The sequence below is a fragment of the Paraburkholderia sp. BR14320 genome (assembly GCF_040948665.1).
Classification (GTDB): domain Bacteria; phylum Pseudomonadota; class Gammaproteobacteria; order Burkholderiales; family Burkholderiaceae; genus Paraburkholderia; species Paraburkholderia youngii.
The window spans coordinates 116,887-133,271 of record NZ_JBFPKG010000014.1; the positions used below are offsets into that span (position 1 = coordinate 116,887).

General features: G+C 63.9%; 16 protein-coding genes. 1 reads left to right on the plus strand and 15 read right to left on the minus strand.

The window, feature by feature from the left end:
* Positions 1 to 49 precede the first annotated feature (49 nt).
* The 12 genes from purF to asd all read right to left on the minus strand — a co-directional run bounded on the left by purF (position 50) and on the right by asd (position 14,001).
* Positions 50 to 1,600 carry an amidophosphoribosyltransferase gene (purF, locus tag AB3X89_RS16010; protein WP_368584162.1) on the minus strand — a complete coding sequence of 517 codons (1,551 nt, stop codon included), beginning with the start codon at positions 1,598 to 1,600 and terminating at the stop codon, positions 50 to 52.
* A gap of 89 nt (positions 1,601 to 1,689) precedes the next feature.
* Entirely contained in the window at positions 1,690 to 2,241 is a 552-nt protein-coding gene (locus AB3X89_RS16015; RefSeq protein ID WP_368584163.1) for a CvpA family protein, read from the minus strand.
* Positions 2,242 to 2,248: 7 nt separating this feature from the next.
* A complete protein-coding gene (locus AB3X89_RS16020; RefSeq protein ID WP_368584164.1) occupies positions 2,249 to 3,184 on the minus strand; it encodes an SPOR domain-containing protein in 936 nt (311 codons plus the stop codon).
* A 29-nt stretch (positions 3,185 to 3,213) separates the two neighbouring features.
* On the minus strand, positions 3,214 to 4,524 hold the full coding sequence (gene folC / locus AB3X89_RS16025) for a bifunctional tetrahydrofolate synthase/dihydrofolate synthase (RefSeq protein WP_368584165.1): 1,311 nt from the start codon (positions 4,522 to 4,524) through the stop codon (positions 3,214 to 3,216).
* Between the two features lie 223 nt (positions 4,525 to 4,747).
* A complete protein-coding gene (accD, locus tag AB3X89_RS16030) occupies positions 4,748 to 5,620 on the minus strand; it encodes an acetyl-CoA carboxylase, carboxyltransferase subunit beta (protein WP_176378872.1) in 873 nt (290 codons plus the stop codon).
* Positions 5,621 to 5,698: 78 nt separating this feature from the next.
* The gene (gene trpA / locus AB3X89_RS16035; protein ID WP_368584166.1) at positions 5,699 to 6,511 is read right to left on the minus strand and encodes a tryptophan synthase subunit alpha; all 813 of its coding nucleotides are present in this window, start codon (positions 6,509 to 6,511) and stop codon (positions 5,699 to 5,701) included.
* Between the two features lie 79 nt (positions 6,512 to 6,590).
* Entirely contained in the window at positions 6,591 to 7,505 is a 915-nt protein-coding gene (locus AB3X89_RS16040; protein ID WP_368584167.1) for a site-specific DNA-methyltransferase, read from the minus strand.
* A 9-nt stretch (positions 7,506 to 7,514) separates the two neighbouring features.
* Entirely contained in the window at positions 7,515 to 8,708 is a 1,194-nt protein-coding gene (gene trpB, locus AB3X89_RS16045) for a tryptophan synthase subunit beta (protein WP_013092943.1), read from the minus strand.
* A gap of 60 nt (positions 8,709 to 8,768) precedes the next feature.
* Complete coding sequence (locus tag AB3X89_RS16050; protein WP_368584168.1) at positions 8,769 to 9,479, minus strand: phosphoribosylanthranilate isomerase; 711 nt, start codon at positions 9,477 to 9,479, stop codon at positions 8,769 to 8,771.
* A complete protein-coding gene (gene truA, locus AB3X89_RS16055) occupies positions 9,476 to 10,288 on the minus strand; it encodes a tRNA pseudouridine(38-40) synthase TruA (protein ID WP_176123359.1) in 813 nt (270 codons plus the stop codon). The genes AB3X89_RS16050 and truA overlap by 4 nt, the downstream gene beginning before the upstream one ends.
* The gene (locus AB3X89_RS16060; protein WP_368584169.1) at positions 10,285 to 12,741 is read right to left on the minus strand and encodes a FimV/HubP family polar landmark protein; all 2,457 of its coding nucleotides are present in this window, start codon (positions 12,739 to 12,741) and stop codon (positions 10,285 to 10,287) included. The genes truA and AB3X89_RS16060 overlap by 4 nt, the downstream gene beginning before the upstream one ends.
* Positions 12,742 to 12,879: 138 nt before the next feature.
* A complete protein-coding gene (gene asd, locus AB3X89_RS16065) occupies positions 12,880 to 14,001 on the minus strand; it encodes an aspartate-semialdehyde dehydrogenase (RefSeq protein WP_368584170.1) in 1,122 nt (373 codons plus the stop codon).
* Here asd and AB3X89_RS16070 point away from each other — a divergent pair.
* Positions 14,000 to 14,197, plus strand: a complete 198-nt coding sequence (locus AB3X89_RS16070; RefSeq protein WP_368584171.1) for a hypothetical protein — start codon at positions 14,000 to 14,002, stop codon at positions 14,195 to 14,197. The genes asd and AB3X89_RS16070 overlap by 2 nt on opposite strands.
* Positions 14,198 to 14,327: 130 nt before the next feature.
* Here the strand turns inward: AB3X89_RS16070 and leuB are convergent, their stop codons facing one another.
* From leuB to AB3X89_RS16085, 3 genes are all read right to left on the minus strand, one after another.
* Positions 14,328 to 15,395 carry a 3-isopropylmalate dehydrogenase gene (gene leuB, locus AB3X89_RS16075; RefSeq protein ID WP_368584172.1) on the minus strand — a complete coding sequence of 356 codons (1,068 nt, stop codon included), beginning with the start codon at positions 15,393 to 15,395 and terminating at the stop codon, positions 14,328 to 14,330.
* A gap of 87 nt (positions 15,396 to 15,482) precedes the next feature.
* Entirely contained in the window at positions 15,483 to 16,136 is a 654-nt protein-coding gene (gene leuD, locus AB3X89_RS16080) for a 3-isopropylmalate dehydratase small subunit (protein ID WP_368584173.1), read from the minus strand.
* Positions 16,137 to 16,221: 85 nt separating this feature from the next.
* The gene (locus tag AB3X89_RS16085) at positions 16,222 to 16,380 is read right to left on the minus strand and encodes an entericidin A/B family lipoprotein (RefSeq protein WP_013092936.1); all 159 of its coding nucleotides are present in this window, start codon (positions 16,378 to 16,380) and stop codon (positions 16,222 to 16,224) included.
* Between the last annotated feature and the right edge of the window lie 5 nt (positions 16,381 to 16,385).

Sequence of the window (16,385 nt, forward strand, 5' to 3'; positions counted from 1 at the left end):
TGCGTCGGCATAAGCGGGCTTCGTGTGGGGAGGGGCGCGGTGTGTACGCTCAACCCACCGACAGTTGCAGATGCAGCTGCGAACGCGCCGGGCCACCACCGTCGATCGCTTCGCTCGCGGCATCGCGATCCGATTGCGACGACGGCGCGAGACGCGCGCTTTCGATGCGGTCGAGGTACTCGGTCGTGATATCGCCGGTCACGTAGTTGCCGTCGAAGCACGAAGCCTCGAACGCCCTCAGCGCCGGATTGATATCGCGCACCGCCTGCTTCAGCGCGTCGACGTCCTGATACACGAGGTGATCCGCGCCGATCATGCGCGCGACTTCCTCGTCCGAGCGGCCGTGCGCGACCAGTTCGCCGCGCGTCGGCATATCGATGCCGTAGACGTTCGGGAATTTCACCGGCGGCGCCGCCGACGCGAAAATCACCTTGTTCGCGCCCGCATCGCGCGCCATCTGCACGATTTCATGCGACGTCGTGCCGCGCACGATCGAGTCGTCGACGATCAGCACGTTCTTGCCCTTGAATTCGATGTTCATCGCGTTCAGCTTCTGGCGCACCGACTTCTTGCGCACCGCCTGGCCCGGCATGATGAAGGTACGGCCTACATAGCGGTTCTTGAAGAAGCCCTCGCGATACTCGACGCCGAGCTTCTTCGCGACTTGCATCGCGGCCGGGCGCGACGAGTCGGGAATCGGCATCACGACGTCGATCGCAACGTCGGGCAGTTCGCGCTTGATCTTCTCGGCGAGGTAGTCACCCATGCGCAGGCGCACGTTGTAGACCGGCACGCCGTCGAGCACCGAATCCGGACGCGCCAGATACACGAGTTCGAAGATGCAGGGGTTCAGGCTCGGAGCCGTCGCGCACTGTTGCGAATGCAGCTGGCCTTCTGCATCGATGAAAACCGCTTCGCCCGGCTGCACGTCGCGCACGAATTCGAAACCAATGCCTTCGATCGCCACCGATTCCGACGCCAGCATCCACTCGACGCCTTCAGGCGTTTCCAGCTTGCCGAGGCACAGCGGACGAATACCGAACGGATCGCGGACGCCGAGCAGACCATAACCGGCGATCAGCGCGACGATCGCATACGAACCGCGCACCCGCCGATGCACGCCCGCTACCGCCTTGAACAGCGCGGCCGGATCGAGTTGCAGACCCGAACTCGACAGTTGCAGCTCGTGCGCGAACACGTTGAGCAGCACTTCGGTATCGGAATTGGTGTTCACGTGGCGGCGATCGATGCGGAACATCTCATCTTTCAGCTGCTGCCAGTTGGTCAGGTTGCCGTTGTGCGCGAGGATGATGCCGAACGGCGCGTTCACGTAGAACGGCTGCGCCTCTTCTTCGCTCGACGCCGAACCGGCGGTCGGGTAACGGACCTGGCCGATGCCGGTCGTGCCCGGCAGGCTACGCATGTTGCGCGTGCGGAACACGTCGCGCACCATGCCGTTGGCCTTGTGCATGTGGAAATTGCTGCCGTTCGCCGTCGCGATGCCGGCGGCGTCCTGACCGCGATGCTGCAGCAGCAGCAGGCTGTCATAGATCAGCTGGTTGACCGGGGAGTGGGAAACTACGCCTACGATGCCGCACATGGCATGTCCTTCAAAGGTACAAAATTCGTGATGGCGACCGGTGCCTATGCTCGCGCCCGCGCTTCGATGCGACGGGACGCGCTACGCCGTCAAGGCAGCCGGTATGCGCCGGAGTCCTGTTGCGCGTTGCTCGGGGCGCCCAGATCGTCCACATGGACGTAAGCGGCGAGCGCCTCGGGGAGCAGCGGTTTCATTGCGCGGACGCCCGCAACAGCATACGGACGAAGCAGCGCATTGCGCCAGAATTCCTCTTTGGGCAGTTCGGTCAAGCCTGCGAGGGCGACCAGAATCAGCACCAGAACGACCCCGCGGACGAGGCCGAACATCAAACCGAGCGAGCGGTCCGCACCGCCCAGTCCCGTGACCTGCACGAGGCGGCTGAGCAGCGCGCTCACCACGCTCGTGACCAGCACTACGCCGATCACCACGAGCGAAAAAGCCAGCAGCCACTGCGTCAACGCGCCGCCCGGCCAGGTGGACGGGATATACGGGACCACATAGCCGACGAACTCGCAGGCGACGAAAAACGCCGCGACCCAGCCGATCAAACCAAACACTTCCGACAGCAAACCGCGCCAGGCGCCTCGCAGCGCCGACAAACCGATCACCGCCATTACAGCGTAGTCGAAGGCAGTGAACATCGCTCGCTTACTGTGCGCCGCCGCCGTTCGAGCCCGACACGAGGCCCGCCTCGCGGACCTTCGCGACAGCGGCGGTGGCCGCGGCACGGTCGGCGAACGGGCCCGCACGCAGCAAGGTCAGCGTCGAACCGTCGGCTTGCTTCCTATGCTCGGTATATGTGGGCACGCCCGCCGCTTTCAACTTCGCGGCCCAATTGCGCGCATTCGCTTCGTTCGAGAACGCGCCGAGCTGCACCGCGAAACGGTTGCCCGGCGGCGAGGCCGGCGTGCCGGAATTCGCGTCGGCGCTGGCGGTGGCTGGGTTCGCGTCGTCGTCGGTCGATGCCGACGGTGCGGCGGCGGGTGCTTTCGTCTGTTTGGCGGGCTTCGGTGTCGCGGCGGTAACGCTGCCGGTTGCGACGGACGAGGTCGTGCCCTGTTTCGCTGCGGTCGATTGAGTCGATTGAGTCGATTGAGTCGATTGAGTCGATTGCGCTGGTTTCGCGGCGGAGGCCGGGGCCGCCGCCGTAGTCGCGGCGGATGCCGCGGTCGCTGCCGGCGCAAGGCCGGACGCGGCGATGCCGCTGTCGGCGGCCGGCGGATTGTCCGGCGCGACGCCGGCTTGCACGTCTTCGTTGGCGGTGGACCTGGAGAGCCTCGGCGAGGGCCGGCTAGGAATGTCGATTGAGATGTCGTCGGTGACGGGCTTCGGGTGCGAATCCAGCACCATCGGCAGAATGATTACCGCCGCGACGACCAGTGCGATTGCGCCGACGAGCCGGCGGCGCGCGCGCTGCTTTTCCGGCAGCGTGGGGTCGAGCAGCATTGCGTCTGCATCGACGGTGCGCTCGGTGCGGCGGGTACGCCGCTCGACGCGCTCACCCCGGGCGGCCCGATTGGAACTGGTGTTTGCGCCGCGCCGGCTGGGCGCGTCGTCTTTCTTGCCGAACGAGAAAATTCCCATGAATCGCTTGGTTCGAGCCTGGCGCCCGCTCAGTGTTGCTGCGATTTCCGGTAGGCCATCACACCCGCTACCGTATAGAAACTGCCGAAAACCACGATTCTATCATTCTCTGAAGCACGTTTTAGCGCGTCCTGGAAAGCCTCTGCCGGCGTCGCGTAACGCGTGACGCTGCTGTCGGCGCTGTCTTCCACGCCCAGCTCGCGCAATGCGGTTTCCAGTTCTAGCGCGGAGGCGGCCCGCGGGGTTGGCAGATCGGTCACGCACCAGTGATCGATCTCCCCTTTCAGATGACTGAGCACGCCGGCGATGTCCTTGTCGCGCATCGCACCGAACACCGCGTACGTGTACGGGAAAAAGCCCATGTTGCCGAGATTCTGCCCGAGCACCGCGGCGGCATGCGGGTTGTGGCCGACGTCGAGCACAATGGACGGCTTGCCCGGCAGCACCTGGAAGCGGCCCGGCAGATCGACGTTGGCGATGCCGAGCCGAATGTCCTGCGCCGACACTGGCAGACGGTCGCGCAACGCTTCGAGCCCGGCCAGCGCCGCCGACGTGTTGATAAGCTGATTCGCACCGCGCAGCGACGGATAGGCGAGCGCCGAGCGGCGCAGCGTCGGGCCGACGTAGCTCCACTGCTGGCGCTCACTGCCGGCCTGGCCTTCGTAACGGAAGTCGCGGCCGAACAGCCACAATTGCGCGCCGATCTTTTCCGCGTGATCGATCAGCGATTGCGGCGGCACCGGGTCCGCGCAGATCGCCGGCTTGCCGGGACGGAAGATACCGGCCTTTTCGAAGGCGATTTTCTCGCGTGTATCACCGAGATAGTCGGTGTGATCGATGTCGATGCTCGTGATGATCGCGCAGTCGGTATCGAGGATATTGACCGCGTCGAGACGGCCGCCGAGGCCGACCTCGAAAATCACCGCGTCGAGGCCGCGCGACGCGAACAGGCTCATGATCGCCAGCGTCGTGAATTCGAAGTAGGTCAGCGAGACCGGTTTCGCCAGGCTCTGGCGCGCGGCTTCGACCGCTTCGAAGTGCGGCAGCAGATCTGCGTCGCTCGCCATTGCGCCGTTGATGCGCGCGCGCTCGTTGAACGAAAGCAGATGCGGCGACGTGTGGCAACCGACCGTATAGCCCGCGCGCAGCAGAATTGCTTCGAGAATCGCGCAGGTCGACCCTTTGCCGTTCGTGCCGCCGACCGTAATGATCGGGCACGCGAACGACAGCTGCATCGCATCGCGTACCTGGGAGATGCGGCTCAAACCCATGTCGATGCCGACCGGATGCGCGGATTCAAGGTGCGTGAGCCACGCGTCGAGGGTAGGGAATGTCGTCATCGGGTGAATCTTGAGTGAGTCGCGGTAGTTCGGTTCTGCAGTGCTGCGAAGGTGCGGTCAGGCGGTTGCCGTCCGGATCGCGGGTCGCCGGTCATCGGTGGAGATCGGGTTTGTGCGCATAAACCGCGCCACGGGATCGCAGGCGACCGTAATTATCCCGGAAATGACAGCGCGCCGCTTGATTGCTCGCACGGCGCGCTATTTTTGCTTCGGTACCCGGTTCTTACGCGACCGCGTCCGCCGGCTGATGGCTCAACAGCGCCAGCAGTTGCGCGATCTCTTCGCGCAGCTTGCGACGATCGACGATCATGTCGATCGCGCCCTTTTGCAGCAGGAACTCGGCGCGTTGGAACCCTTCCGGCAGTTTCTCGCGCACCGTCTGCTCAATCACGCGCGGGCCGGCAAAGCCGATCAGCGCCTTGGGCTCGGCGATCACGACGTCCCCGAGGAACGCAAAACTCGCGGACACGCCGCCCATCGTCGGGTCGGTCAGCACCGAGATGAACGGCAGCTTGGCTTCGGCCAGCTTCGTGAGCATCGCGGTGGTCTTCGCCATTTGCATCAGCGACAGCAGGCTTTCCTGCATCCGCGCACCGCCCGAAGCGGTGACGCAGATGAACGGCACTTTCTGTTCGAGCGCGTTCTGCGCGCCGCGCGCGAAACGCTCGCCGACCACCGAGCCCATCGAGCCGCCCATGAACGAGAACTCGAAGTTCGCCACGACGACCGGCAGCGTGTGAATCGCGCCGCCCATCACGACCATTGCATCGGTCTCGTCCGTTTCGTCCATCGCCTCTTTGATGCGCTCGGGGTACTTGCGGCTGTCCTTGAACTTCAGCGCGTCGACCGGAACGATTTCCTGGCCGATTTCGTAGCGGCCTTCCGGATCGAGCAGGCTGTCGAGCCGCTCACGCGCGCCGATGCGCATGTGATGGTCGCACTTCGGGCAAACATGCAGATTGGCCTCGACGTCGTTGCGATACAGCACGGCTTCGCACGACGGGCACTTGATCCACAGGCCTTCCGGAATTCCCTTGCGGTTCTTCGGGTCGGTTTGTTTGATTTTTGGCGGCAGCAGCTTATCGAGCCAGCTCATAGGGAATCCTTCTGGGTCAGCAGTCGCGCAAACGGCGGGACGAGCCCGCCGCTCACGTTACCGCGACAAAAATAACTGTTATCGGGCAGTCGCGACGCTATCGAGCGCCTCGCGCACTTCTGCAACGAAACGCTTGAGCGTCTCGGCAGCTGCGTCAGGGGCTGCCTGTTCGAGCAATTGAACGATACGGCTGCCGATTACGACGGCATCGGCCACCTCGCCCACCGCACGCGCCGTTTGCGCGTCGCGAATGCCGAAACCGACGCCCACTGGCAGGGGGACGCGCGACTTGATGGCCGGGATTTTACTCGCGATGCTGGAAACGTCCAGATTTGCGGCGCCGGTGACCCCTTTCAGCGACACATAGTAGACGTAGCCGCTGGCGATTCGGCCGACTTCGGCGATACGTTCGTCGGTTGAGGTCGGCGCGAGCAAAAAGATCGGATCGATACCGGCGGATTGCATCTGTTCGGCGAAGTTAGCGCATTCTTCGGGCGGATAATCGACCACCAGCACGCCATCGACACCGGCTTCTTTCGCGGCTTTCGCGAAGGCCTCGGCGCCCAGCCGCTCGATCGGGTTCGCGTAGCCCATCAGCACAACAGGGGTTTTGTCGTCACTTTCGCGGAAGCGTTTGACGTCGGCCAGCACGTGGCGCAGGGACACACCCTTCGCGAGCGCGCGTTCGGACGACTGCTGGATCACCGGGCCGTCGGCCATCGGGTCGGAAAACGGCACGCCGAGTTCGATCACATCGGCACCGCCGGCGGCGAGCGCGTGCATGAATTCGACCGTGCGAGCCGGGTCCGGATCGCCAGCGGTCATGAACGGGATCAAGCCTTTCTTCCCTTGGGCGGACAGCGCGGCAAACGTGTTCTTGATACGGGACATGGAAGTATTCTCGAATTAGGGCTACCGCGCGCTCATCGCCGCGCGCCTTTAGGCGAAACTAGCGGCGTATCGCGCGCTTTCACTGCAGTTCGGTCGACGACTGCACTTTCGGCTTCGCTCGAGTCCGACGCGGCGCTGCAGGCGTGGCAGCGGCGCTGACGCGCTCGCGCGCTATCGCGCAATAGCTCTCGTTGATCTCATAGCCGACGAATTCGCGCTGATGACGGACGCAAGCGACTGCGGTGGTGCCGCTGCCCATGAACGGGTCGAGCACTCGGCCGCCCTTCGGACAACTGGACAACACCATTCGCTCGACGATTTCCAGAGGTTTCTGGGTCGGATGCGCGACGCGCTCCGCATGCTGCCGATGCAGACGCGAGACCGACCAGACATCCTTCGGATTATAGCCAAGCTCCAACCACTTGCTTCCTTCGAACAACTTTCGCGAACGCGCCTTCTTCGTGACTGCATCGTATGGGATGCGGACGGGATCGAGATCGAAGAAATAGTCCTTCGACACCGCGAAAAAACCGATGTTGTCGTGCACCGACGTAAAGCGGCGCGTGGTGCCGCCCATACTCGGCACACGCCGGTCCCAGATGATTTCGTTGACCATCACGAGTTTCGTCTTCAGGAAACTGAAGATTTCCGGTGCGTATTGCCAGGTGCAGAAAATGTAGAGCGAACCTGACGACTTGAGCTTCGGGACAGCCAGCTCGAGCCAGCCACGCGTCCAGACGAGAAATTCCTCGCCAGTGCGCATGTCCGAGTCGTTGCCATAGTCCTTCCCAAGCCCATAAGGCGGATCGCAGACGATCAGGTCGATCGACCCGTCGGGAATGTTCGCTACATCGGTCAGAAAATCGCGGTTCAACAGCTGAATGCCAGCCGGCACTTGCGCAAGCAGCGGTGCAGATGCCGCGGCCGCCGGTACTTCGGCGGCCGGATTCGTGGTTTCAATCGCCGGCTGCGGCTCGTCGAACTCGTCACGCATCGTCGCGGCTCAGAACTGGATACCCGATCGCTCGGCGACCGTGTGCATGTCCTTGTCGCCGCGGCCCGACAGGTTGACCAGCAGAATCTTGTCTTTCGACAAGGTCGGCGCGAGCTTCGTGGCATACGCGAGCGCGTGGCTCGACTCCAGCGCGGGAATAATACCCTCGATGCGGCAGCAGTCGTGGAACGCCTTCAGTGCTTCTTCGTCGGTGATGCCAACATATTGCGCGCGGTTGCTCTCTTTTAGCCACGCGTGCTCGGGACCGACGCCCGGATAGTCGAGGCCTGCCGATACCGAATGCGTCTCGATGATCTGGCCGTCTTCATCCTGCAGCAGATAGGTACGGTTGCCGTGCAACACCCCGGGGCTGCCGCCGATCAGCGAAGCCGCGTGGCGACCCGTTTCGATGCCGTCGCCGGCCGCTTCGACTCCGATCAACTGCACTGATTTGTCGTCGATATATGGGTAAAAGATACCCATTGCATTCGAACCGCCGCCGACACACGCAATGACCGCATCCGGCTGGCGACCGGCGAGTTCGGGCATTTGCACGCGGCATTCGTCGCCGATCACACGCTGGAAATCGCGCACCATCATCGGATACGGATGCGGACCCGCGACCGTGCCGATGATGTAGAACGTGTTTTCGACGTTGGTGACCCAGTCGCGCATCGCTTCGTTCAGCGCGTCCTTCAGCGTGCGCGAACCCGATTCGACCGGCACGACGGTCGCGCCGAGCAACTTCATGCGGTACACGTTGGCGGCCTGACGGCGTACGTCCTCGGCGCCCATGTAGACCACGCACTCCATACCGAAGCGCGCGCAGATCGTCGCCGTGGCCACGCCGTGCTGACCGGCACCGGTTTCCGCGATGACGCGCGGTTTGCCCATGCGCTTGGCGAGCAGCGCCTGGCCGATTACGTTGTTGATTTTGTGTGCGCCGGTGTGATTCAGGTCTTCACGCTTCAGATAAACCTGCGCGCCGCCGAGCAATTCGCTCCAGCGCTGTGCGTGATAAATCGGCGACGGGCGACCCACGAAGTACTTCAGTTCGCGCTCGTATTCGGCGACGAATTCCGGGTCTTTCTGATATTTCTCGTACGCTTCGCGCAGCTCGTCGAGTGCGGAAAACAGCGTTTCGGCTACGAACACGCCGCCAAACTGGCCGAAGTGGCCTCTTTCGTCAGGCAAGTTGTACATGGTGATCACTCTTCTCAGAACGGCTCGCGGCTTTCATCGGAAAGCGCCCGCGAGCCTGAATCATTCAGCGTCCGCGGCGCGCACCGCGCGCACGAACGCCGCCATCCGGGCGTGATCTTTCACGCCCCGGGCGCCCGGCACTTCGATGCCGCTCGAGACATCGACCGCGTACGGGCGCACGCGATGGATCGCATCACTGACGTTTTGCGTGTTCAACCCACCACTCAAAACGGCCCGATGCGCGAGCTCTGCTGGAATAAGTGACCAATCGAAAACCTTCCCGCCGCCGCCGTAGCCTTCGACATGAGTGTCGAACAGAAGACCACTGGCTGCTGAATAGTTGAACGCCGATTTTACCAAATCGGCCGATCGAGTATCCGCCGCGACCCGCAGCGCACGCAACCAAGGCAAACCCGCAACGCCGGCGAGCGTCTCGCACTGGTCCGGCGTCTCGTCACCGTGGAACTGCAACATTGTCAGGTTCACATTGCTCGCGACCTCTTGGACCCAGTCCGGCGTTGCGTTGACGAACAGGCCGACGACCGACACGAACGGCGGCACATCGTGCACGAGTTCGACCGCTTGGGCGACGCTCACCGAGCGCGCGCTCGGCGGATAGAACACGAGGCCGATCGCGTCGGCACCGAGGTCGATCGCGTGTGCGATGTCGGCGGGCTTGGACAGTCCGCACAGCTTGATGCGCGTGCGATGCGGCACGCTTTGCAAGGCGGTGGCGTCGGCCTTGTTGGCGTGGGTCTCGGCTGCTTTCATGTTTCGGGTTGCTCGGTCCATACGCTGCTCCACGGCACGCTGCCCGTCGCCGGGTCGGGCACGCCGAATTGCTCAGGATAGCCCACTTGCGCGAGATACAGGCCGTCGGGCATGAAGGTCGGCGCCGCGCAGTCGCGGCTACGGCTCGCAAGCACGTCGGCCATCCACGCGGCCGGGCGGCGGCCGCTGCCGATTTCGATCAGACAGCCCATGACGTTGCGCACCATGTGATGCAGGAACGCGTTCGCGCGAAAGCGGAAATGCACGAAGTTACCCTGTCGTTTGACGTCGATCTGGTACAGATGCTTGAACGGCGTCTTCGACTGACATTGCGACGAACGAAACGCCGAAAAGTCGTGCTCGCCGATCAGGTGCTCGGCGGCCGAGCGCATCGCGTCGACGTCGAGTGGCGTGTGCACCCAGCCGGCGCGCGTCGTGAGCATTGGCGAGCGAACCGGACTGACGTACAGCACGTAGTAATAGGTCCGCTCGAATGCCGAAAATCGCGCGTGAAAATCGTCGGGCATCGGCTTGGCCCATTGCACGCCGATCGTCTTCGGCAGAAATGCGTTCGGGCCGCGCACCCAGGAGATGTCGACGCGATCGAGTTCGGTGTCGAAATGTACGACCTGGCCCAAGCCATGCACGCCGCGGTCGGTGCGGCCGGCGACCACCGTGTGCACGGGCGTGCGCGTGAATTCGCGCAGCGCCCGTTCGAGCTCGTCCTGAACCGTGTTGCCATGCGGCTGCGATTGCCATCCAGCGAACGCCGCGCCGTCGTACTGCACGCCTAATGCGATGCGCTTCACGACAGCGGTGCGAGTGTCGAAAGCAACGCGCGAGCTTCGGTGCGCGTGGCCGGATCGTTCGCTTCGATCACTTCGTTGATCAGCGCGCGGGCGCCCCCCAGATCGCCGAGCTCGATGTACTCGGAGGCCAACTCCAGCTTGTTGCGCGCGATGCGGGCGAGATCGGCCGGCGTGAAGGCCGGCAGCGGCTGGGCCGGACTCGGCGGCAGTTCGAGGTCGAAGTCGAGCTTCAGCGCGCCGAAGCCAGCCGCGCCGAGACCCGCAACGGCGCCGTGACCCGCCGTGCCGGCGGCGATCTGGTCGGCGACGTGCGGCGTGTCGTCGTCAGCGCCGTGGACGCCGAAGGCCTGCTGCGCGGTCGTGTCGGGCGATGCAACCGGTTGCGTCGACAGCGACGTGGAAGGCGCTGCTTCGCCGACGGTGGGCACTTCGATGCGGGGCGGCAGCGGCATGTTCAGGCTGCCGAATGCGTCGACGGCGTCGCGCGGGAAGTCGGTCGGCGCGGACGCCGCGGGTTGCACCGGCACGGGGATGTCGCTGAACGGCTGACCGAGCGACGTGGCGCGCGGTTCAGTCTGGTGTTGCGTGAAATCGATCACTGGGGGTGGAACGTTCAAAGGGGACTGCGGTTTGGCCGTCGCGGTGTGCGGTGCGGTCGGGCTTTCTGTGGATTCCTCGTCCCATTGCACGTGATGCGCGTTCTCGTCCTGCGTCGCGCCGATGGTCGGTTCGAGCGGTCCTAGCGGCAACGCGTCGGCGCCGAGTTCTGCCGCGGCGGCCAGATTGGCGGCTGTGCCCGCGGAGCGCAGCGTCTCGTCGGGGGCGGGTGCGTCCGATGGTGGTTCGGTTGACGGCTCGCTTCCGCTGGATAGCGTGCCTGCTTGCAGTGCCGCCTGTTCCTCTGCGGCGCGCTCGGATGCGATGCGTTCTGCCGCTGTGCGTTCCGCTTCTGCATGTTCGGCGGCGACGCGTGCTGCTGCTTGTTCGGCTGCTGCTTGTTCCGCTGCTGCGCGTTCCGCTGCTGCGCGTTCCGCCTCGGCATGTTCCTCGGCTGCTGCTCGCTCCCGTTCGACCTGTTCGGCTGCGGCTCTTTCGGCGGCGGCTTGCTCGGCTGCTGCACGTTCTGCCGCTGCACTTTCTTCCGCTTCCCGTTCGGCTGCCTCACGCTCCGCTGCTGCATGCTCCGCCGCTGCCGCCGCAGCAGCTTGCCGTGCAAGCTCCTGATCTTGCGCGTCCGATGCTTCCGCGACCGCTGTCTGCCCTGCCACCGCGCTGCCATCGCGCGAATCGCCGTCACGCGCCGATCCCGCCACCGTGGCATCAGTCGCCTCGGGAGCCCGCGCCGCAGCCTCCTTTTCGCGCTTGCGGCGCCCCATGCGCAGAGCAGCGAGCAGAACGACCAATGCCGCGCCCACCGCCGCCGCGATGCTCAAATTGCGCTGAGACAGGCCGCCCTCATTCGACGGCGACGTCGCCGCATTCGCGTGCTGCGGCGCCACGGGTACTGTCGCCGCCGAACCTGCCGCTGCCGGCTGCGCAGCGCTCGTCGGCTTCGGGCTCGAAGCGACGGGCGCCCCGCCGATACCGTGCTTCTGCAATTCCATTAGCACACGGTTTTTCAGCGCCAGCAGTTGCTGCAGACTCGACACTTTCTGACGGGGCTGCGAAGCCGCCTGCGCGGCTGCGGCCGCAGGTGCCGCCGCGGTTGCCGCCGACGGCGCTTGTCCAGCAGGCGCGCTCGCCGCCGGTTGAATCGATCCGGTCCATTCCTGCGTGCCACTCGCCGCCGCAGGCGCCGAACCGGCCACTGGCGCGGACGAAGCCAAGCCGCCCGCCGCCGCGCCAGTCGATACCGCCGCGCTGGCCGCGCCAGAGACCTCGGATGCGGCTGGCGTCGTCGCTTGAACTGCGGCGCGGGCCGCACTCGCCATGCTGGCCGCAGCCTCGGCCGGCGCCGCCGTCGACGCGGAAGCGGGCGCAGCCGCCGTCGACTCCGACGCCCCCCCCGCAGCCCCCGTCGACGAAGCCGCCAATGCCCCCGACGCATCGAGCGCCGGCACGATCAACACCGCGCCCACACGCATGCGGCTCGGATCGTGATTCATGAACGCAGCCGGATTCGTGTCGAACAATGCGCGCGTCGCGCGCGCGAGAACCGCGCGGTCATGCGACTGCGTAATAGCGATCGCGACATCGTTGAGCGACTGCCCCGCATGTACCGTGTACTGCGCGCCCGCGGCGACGGCAACGACAGCGGTAGTGGAACTGCCAGCGGAAGCGGTATCCGGCGCGCTCGTGGCACGAGCCGGCGCGGCAAGCGCATTGCCCCCGGCACCGCCGAGCAACGCAATGGCGAAAGCGGCAGCAGCGGCGATCGCCGCCGGACGGCCGCTGAATCGCACCTTCTCGTGACGAATAAACATGGCCCGAAGAGCGGAGCGTCGAAAGTTCATCGGGACTCCTGGCGCGTCAGCGCGCAGCCTTTTTTGCGAGTGGAAAGAAACAAGATGATCGGAGCACAGAATGAAAAAAGCGCCGCGCAAGCGCGACGCTTCTTGAGTTGTCTACGCGTCGTGAGCGCGTAGTTTACTTTACTTGTCGAGCACAATGCGAAGCATACGACGCAACGGTTCAGCCGCGCCCCACAGCAGCTGATCGCCGACGGTGAAGGCCGACAGATATTCGCCACCCATCGCGAGCTTGCGCACGCGGCCGACCGGCACCGTCAGCGTACCGGTGACGACCGCCGGGGACAGATCGCGCATCGACGCTTCGCGCTCGTTCGGCACGACCTTGACCCAGTCGTTGGCCGACGCGAGGATGCCGTTCACTTCGTCGAGCGGCACGTCCTTGTTCAGCTTGATCGTCAGCGCTTGCGAGTGGCAACGCATTGCGCCGATCCGCACGCACAGACCGTCGACCGGAATCGAGCCCGGCGTGCCCATGGCCGGCTTGCCGAGAATCTTGTTGGTTTCCGCGCCGCCCTTCCACTCTTCCTTCGACATGCCGTTACCGAGATCCTTGTCGATCCACGGAATCAGCGAGCCCGCAAGCGGCACGCCGAAATGGTCGGTCGGCATGCTGTCGCTGTTCATCGCTTCGAGCACGCGGCGGTCGATGTCGAGAATCGCCGAAGCCGGGTCAGCCAGTTCGTTCTTCACCGCGCCGTTCAGCGTGCCCATCTGCGACAGCAGTTCGCGCATGTTCTGCGCGCCCGCGCCCGATGCGGCCTGGTAAGTCATGGCCGTCATCCAGTCGACGAGGTTTTCGCGGAACAAGCCGCCCAGCGCCATCAGCATCAGGCTGACCGTGCAGTTGCCGCCGATGAAGTTCTTCTGACCCTTGACGAGCGCGTTCTTGATCACGTCGAGATTGACCGGATCGAGAATGATGACCGCATCGTCCTTCATGCGCAGCGACGAAGCCGCGTCGATCCAGTAGCCGTTCCAGCCCGCCGCGCGCAGCTTCGGGAACACTTCGTTCGTGTAATCACCACCCTGGCAGGAGATGATCGCGTCGCACTTCTTCAGGTCTTCGATGCTTGTCGCATCTTTGAGCTTGGTCTCGTTTTTGGCGAACGACGGCGCGTTGCCGCCCGCGTTGCTGGTGCTGAAAAACACCGGTTCGATCAAGTCGAAATCGCCTTCCTGCTGCATGCGTTGCATCAGGACGCTGCCGACCATGCCGCGCCAACCTACGAGACCTACGTTCATGACTTCATACCCTTCGAATGGAAACTTCCCCGCATCTTTGCCCGCAGTGACCGCGCGGGGAAGATGGGCGGGCACGACGGACGATCAGCGCTTCGTGATCGTTTTCGGGGTAATGGTTTTGATGGTAATGGCGAACTCGATCGCACGGGCCGTTGCGCCGTGCAATTTTGAAATCGAGGAGATTTGGGAGATCTGAGCCATCGCAACAATATACACGAAAACAGAAAACTGGCGGCGTTCTTCGCCGAATGACGCGCGAATCGGCCTGTTTTAAGGCCGATTCGCGCTTTAATGGTCAGATTGGTGACCTGACTATTGCACGCGTTTTACAGCGCCGCCACGACGGCATCGCCCATCGCGGCGGTGCCGACCTGCTTGCAACCCGGCGTGAGAATGTCGCCAGTGCGATAGCCTTGTTCGAGCACTTTCTTCACCGCGGTTTCGATGCGATCGGCCTGCTCTGCCTTGTTCAGCGAATAGCGCAACATCATCGCGGCGGACAGGATCGTAGCGAGCGGATTCGCAATGCCCTTGCCGGCGATATCCGGTGCGGAACCGTGCGACGGCTCGTACAAGCCCTTGTTGTTCTTGTCGAGGGACGCCGACGGCAGCATGCCGATCGAGCCGGTCAGCATCGCCGCCTCGTCGGACAGGATGTCGCCGAACATGTTGCCGGTCACGATCACGTCGAACGACTTCGGCGCCTTCACGAGCTGCATCGCGGCATTGTCGACGTACATGTGCGACAGCTCGACGTCCGCGTATTCCTTCGACACGTCGATCATCACGTCCTTCCAGAACTGCGACGTTTCGAGCACGTTGGCTTTGTCGACCGAGGTCAGCTTCTTGCCGCGCTTTTGCGCCGCCTGGAACGCGACGTGCGCGATGCGGCGCACTTCCGGTTCCGAATAGCGCATCGTGTCGAAGCCTTCCTTCGCGCCGGCGAACAGGCCGTCCGGCGACGTACGCACGCCGCGCGGCGCGCCGAAGTAGATGTCGCCGTTCAGTTCGCGCACGATCAGGATGTCGAGACCGGAAACGATCTCTTCCTTCAGCGACGAAGCACCCGTCAGTTGCGGGTAGCAGATCGCCGGACGGAAGTTCGCGAACAGTTCCAGGTGCTTGCGCAGACCGAGGATCGCCTGCTCGGGGCGCAGCGCGCGTTCGAGCTTGTCGTATTTCCAGTCGCCGACCGCGCCGAACAGGACCGCGTCGGCTTCCTTCGCCAGTGCGAGCGTCGAATCGGGCAGCGGATGGCCCTTCGCTTCGTAGCCCGCGCCGCCGACCGGCGCTTCTTCGAGTTCGAACGTCTCGCCGAGCACGTTCAGGACCTTGACGGCCTCCTTGACGATTTCGGGACCGATGCCGTCGCCCGGCAATACTGCGATCTTCATGCGAATTCCTTGATGATTTTTTCGGGTGTTTCTCGCGCAAACCGACGCGGGCGCGGACTAGCCGCGCCTACGCTCTCACGGGTTCGCTTAACGGACGAGGCGATTGTTCAGCCACGGTTGCTTCGCGAGACGCTCCGCTTCGAACTTGCGGATCTTGTCCGCGTGACGCAGCGTGAGGCCGATGTCGTCGAAACCGTTCAGCAGGCAGTACTTGCGGAACGCCGCGACTTCGAACGGATATTCGGCGCCGCCGTCGGCCGTACGCACGACTTGCGCTTCGAGGTCGATCGTCAGCTCGAAGCCGTTGAACGCATACGTCTCGTTGAACAGATGATCAACCTGCTGTTCGGTCAGCACGATCGGCAGCACGCCGTTCTTGAAACAATTGTTGTAGAAGATGTCAGCGAAGCTCGGCGCGATCAGCGCGCGAAAGCCGTACTGCTGCAACGCCCAGGGCGCGTGTTCGCGCGAGCTTCCGCAGCCGAAATTCTTGCGCGTGAGCAGCACCGAGGCGCCTTGGTAACGCGGCTGGTTCAGCACGAAGTCCGGGTTCAGCGGACGCTTCGAGTTGTCCTGACCCGGTTCGCCGTGGTCGAGGTAGCGCCATTCGTCGAACGCGTTCGGACCGAAGCCCGTGCGCTTGATCGACTTCAGGAACTGCTTCGGAATGATCGCGTCCGTGTCGACGTTCTCGCGATCGAGCGGCGCCACGACGCCGGTGTGTACGATGAATTTATCCATGACGCTTGCGCCTGTTCAGGACCGGGCGATGCGACCAACGGTTGGAACCCGCCGCGCCGCATCGCCGGCAAAAATCAAAAACCGCTTATTTCTCAGCGTGATTGCTGATCGAATTGCCGAGGTGCGACATGTCCTGGCCGAATCCGTGCACCGTGTTGCATCCGGCCAGGCCGAGCAGAAGCCCGGCGAGCGTGCCGAGTGCGAAGCGGCGCAATAGAGTGATGCGATTCATGTTCTTCATCATGCGAT

Coding starts and splice junctions, on each gene's coding strand:
- purF (WP_368584162.1), bottom strand. CDS start 1,600: ATGTGCGGCATCGTAGGCGTAGTTTCCCACTCCCCGGTCAACCAGCTG.
- AB3X89_RS16015 (WP_368584163.1), bottom strand. CDS start 2,241: ATGTTCACTGCCTTCGACTACGCTGTAATGGCGGTGATCGGTTTGTCG.
- AB3X89_RS16020 (WP_368584164.1), bottom strand. CDS start 3,184: ATGGGAATTTTCTCGTTCGGCAAGAAAGACGACGCGCCCAGCCGGCGC.
- folC (WP_368584165.1), bottom strand. CDS start 4,524: ATGACGACATTCCCTACCCTCGACGCGTGGCTCACGCACCTTGAATCC.
- accD (WP_176378872.1), bottom strand. CDS start 5,620: ATGAGCTGGCTCGATAAGCTGCTGCCGCCAAAAATCAAACAAACCGAC.
- trpA (WP_368584166.1), bottom strand. CDS start 6,511: ATGTCCCGTATCAAGAACACGTTTGCCGCGCTGTCCGCCCAAGGGAAG.
- AB3X89_RS16040 (WP_368584167.1), bottom strand. CDS start 7,505: ATGCGTGACGAGTTCGACGAGCCGCAGCCGGCGATTGAAACCACGAAT.
- trpB (WP_013092943.1), bottom strand. CDS start 8,708: ATGTACAACTTGCCTGACGAAAGAGGCCACTTCGGCCAGTTTGGCGGC.
- AB3X89_RS16050 (WP_368584168.1), bottom strand. CDS start 9,479: ATGAAAGCAGCCGAGACCCACGCCAACAAGGCCGACGCCACCGCCTTG.
- AB3X89_RS16060 (WP_368584169.1), bottom strand. CDS start 12,741: ATGAACTTTCGACGCTCCGCTCTTCGGGCCATGTTTATTCGTCACGAG.
- AB3X89_RS16070 (WP_368584171.1), top strand. CDS start 14,000: ATGACTTCATACCCTTCGAATGGAAACTTCCCCGCATCTTTGCCCGCA.
- asd (WP_368584170.1), bottom strand. CDS start 14,001: ATGAACGTAGGTCTCGTAGGTTGGCGCGGCATGGTCGGCAGCGTCCTG.
- leuB (WP_368584172.1), bottom strand. CDS start 15,395: ATGAAGATCGCAGTATTGCCGGGCGACGGCATCGGTCCCGAAATCGTC.
- leuD (WP_368584173.1), bottom strand. CDS start 16,136: ATGGATAAATTCATCGTACACACCGGCGTCGTGGCGCCGCTCGATCGC.
- AB3X89_RS16085 (WP_013092936.1), bottom strand. CDS start 16,380: ATGATGAAGAACATGAATCGCATCACTCTATTGCGCCGCTTCGCACTC.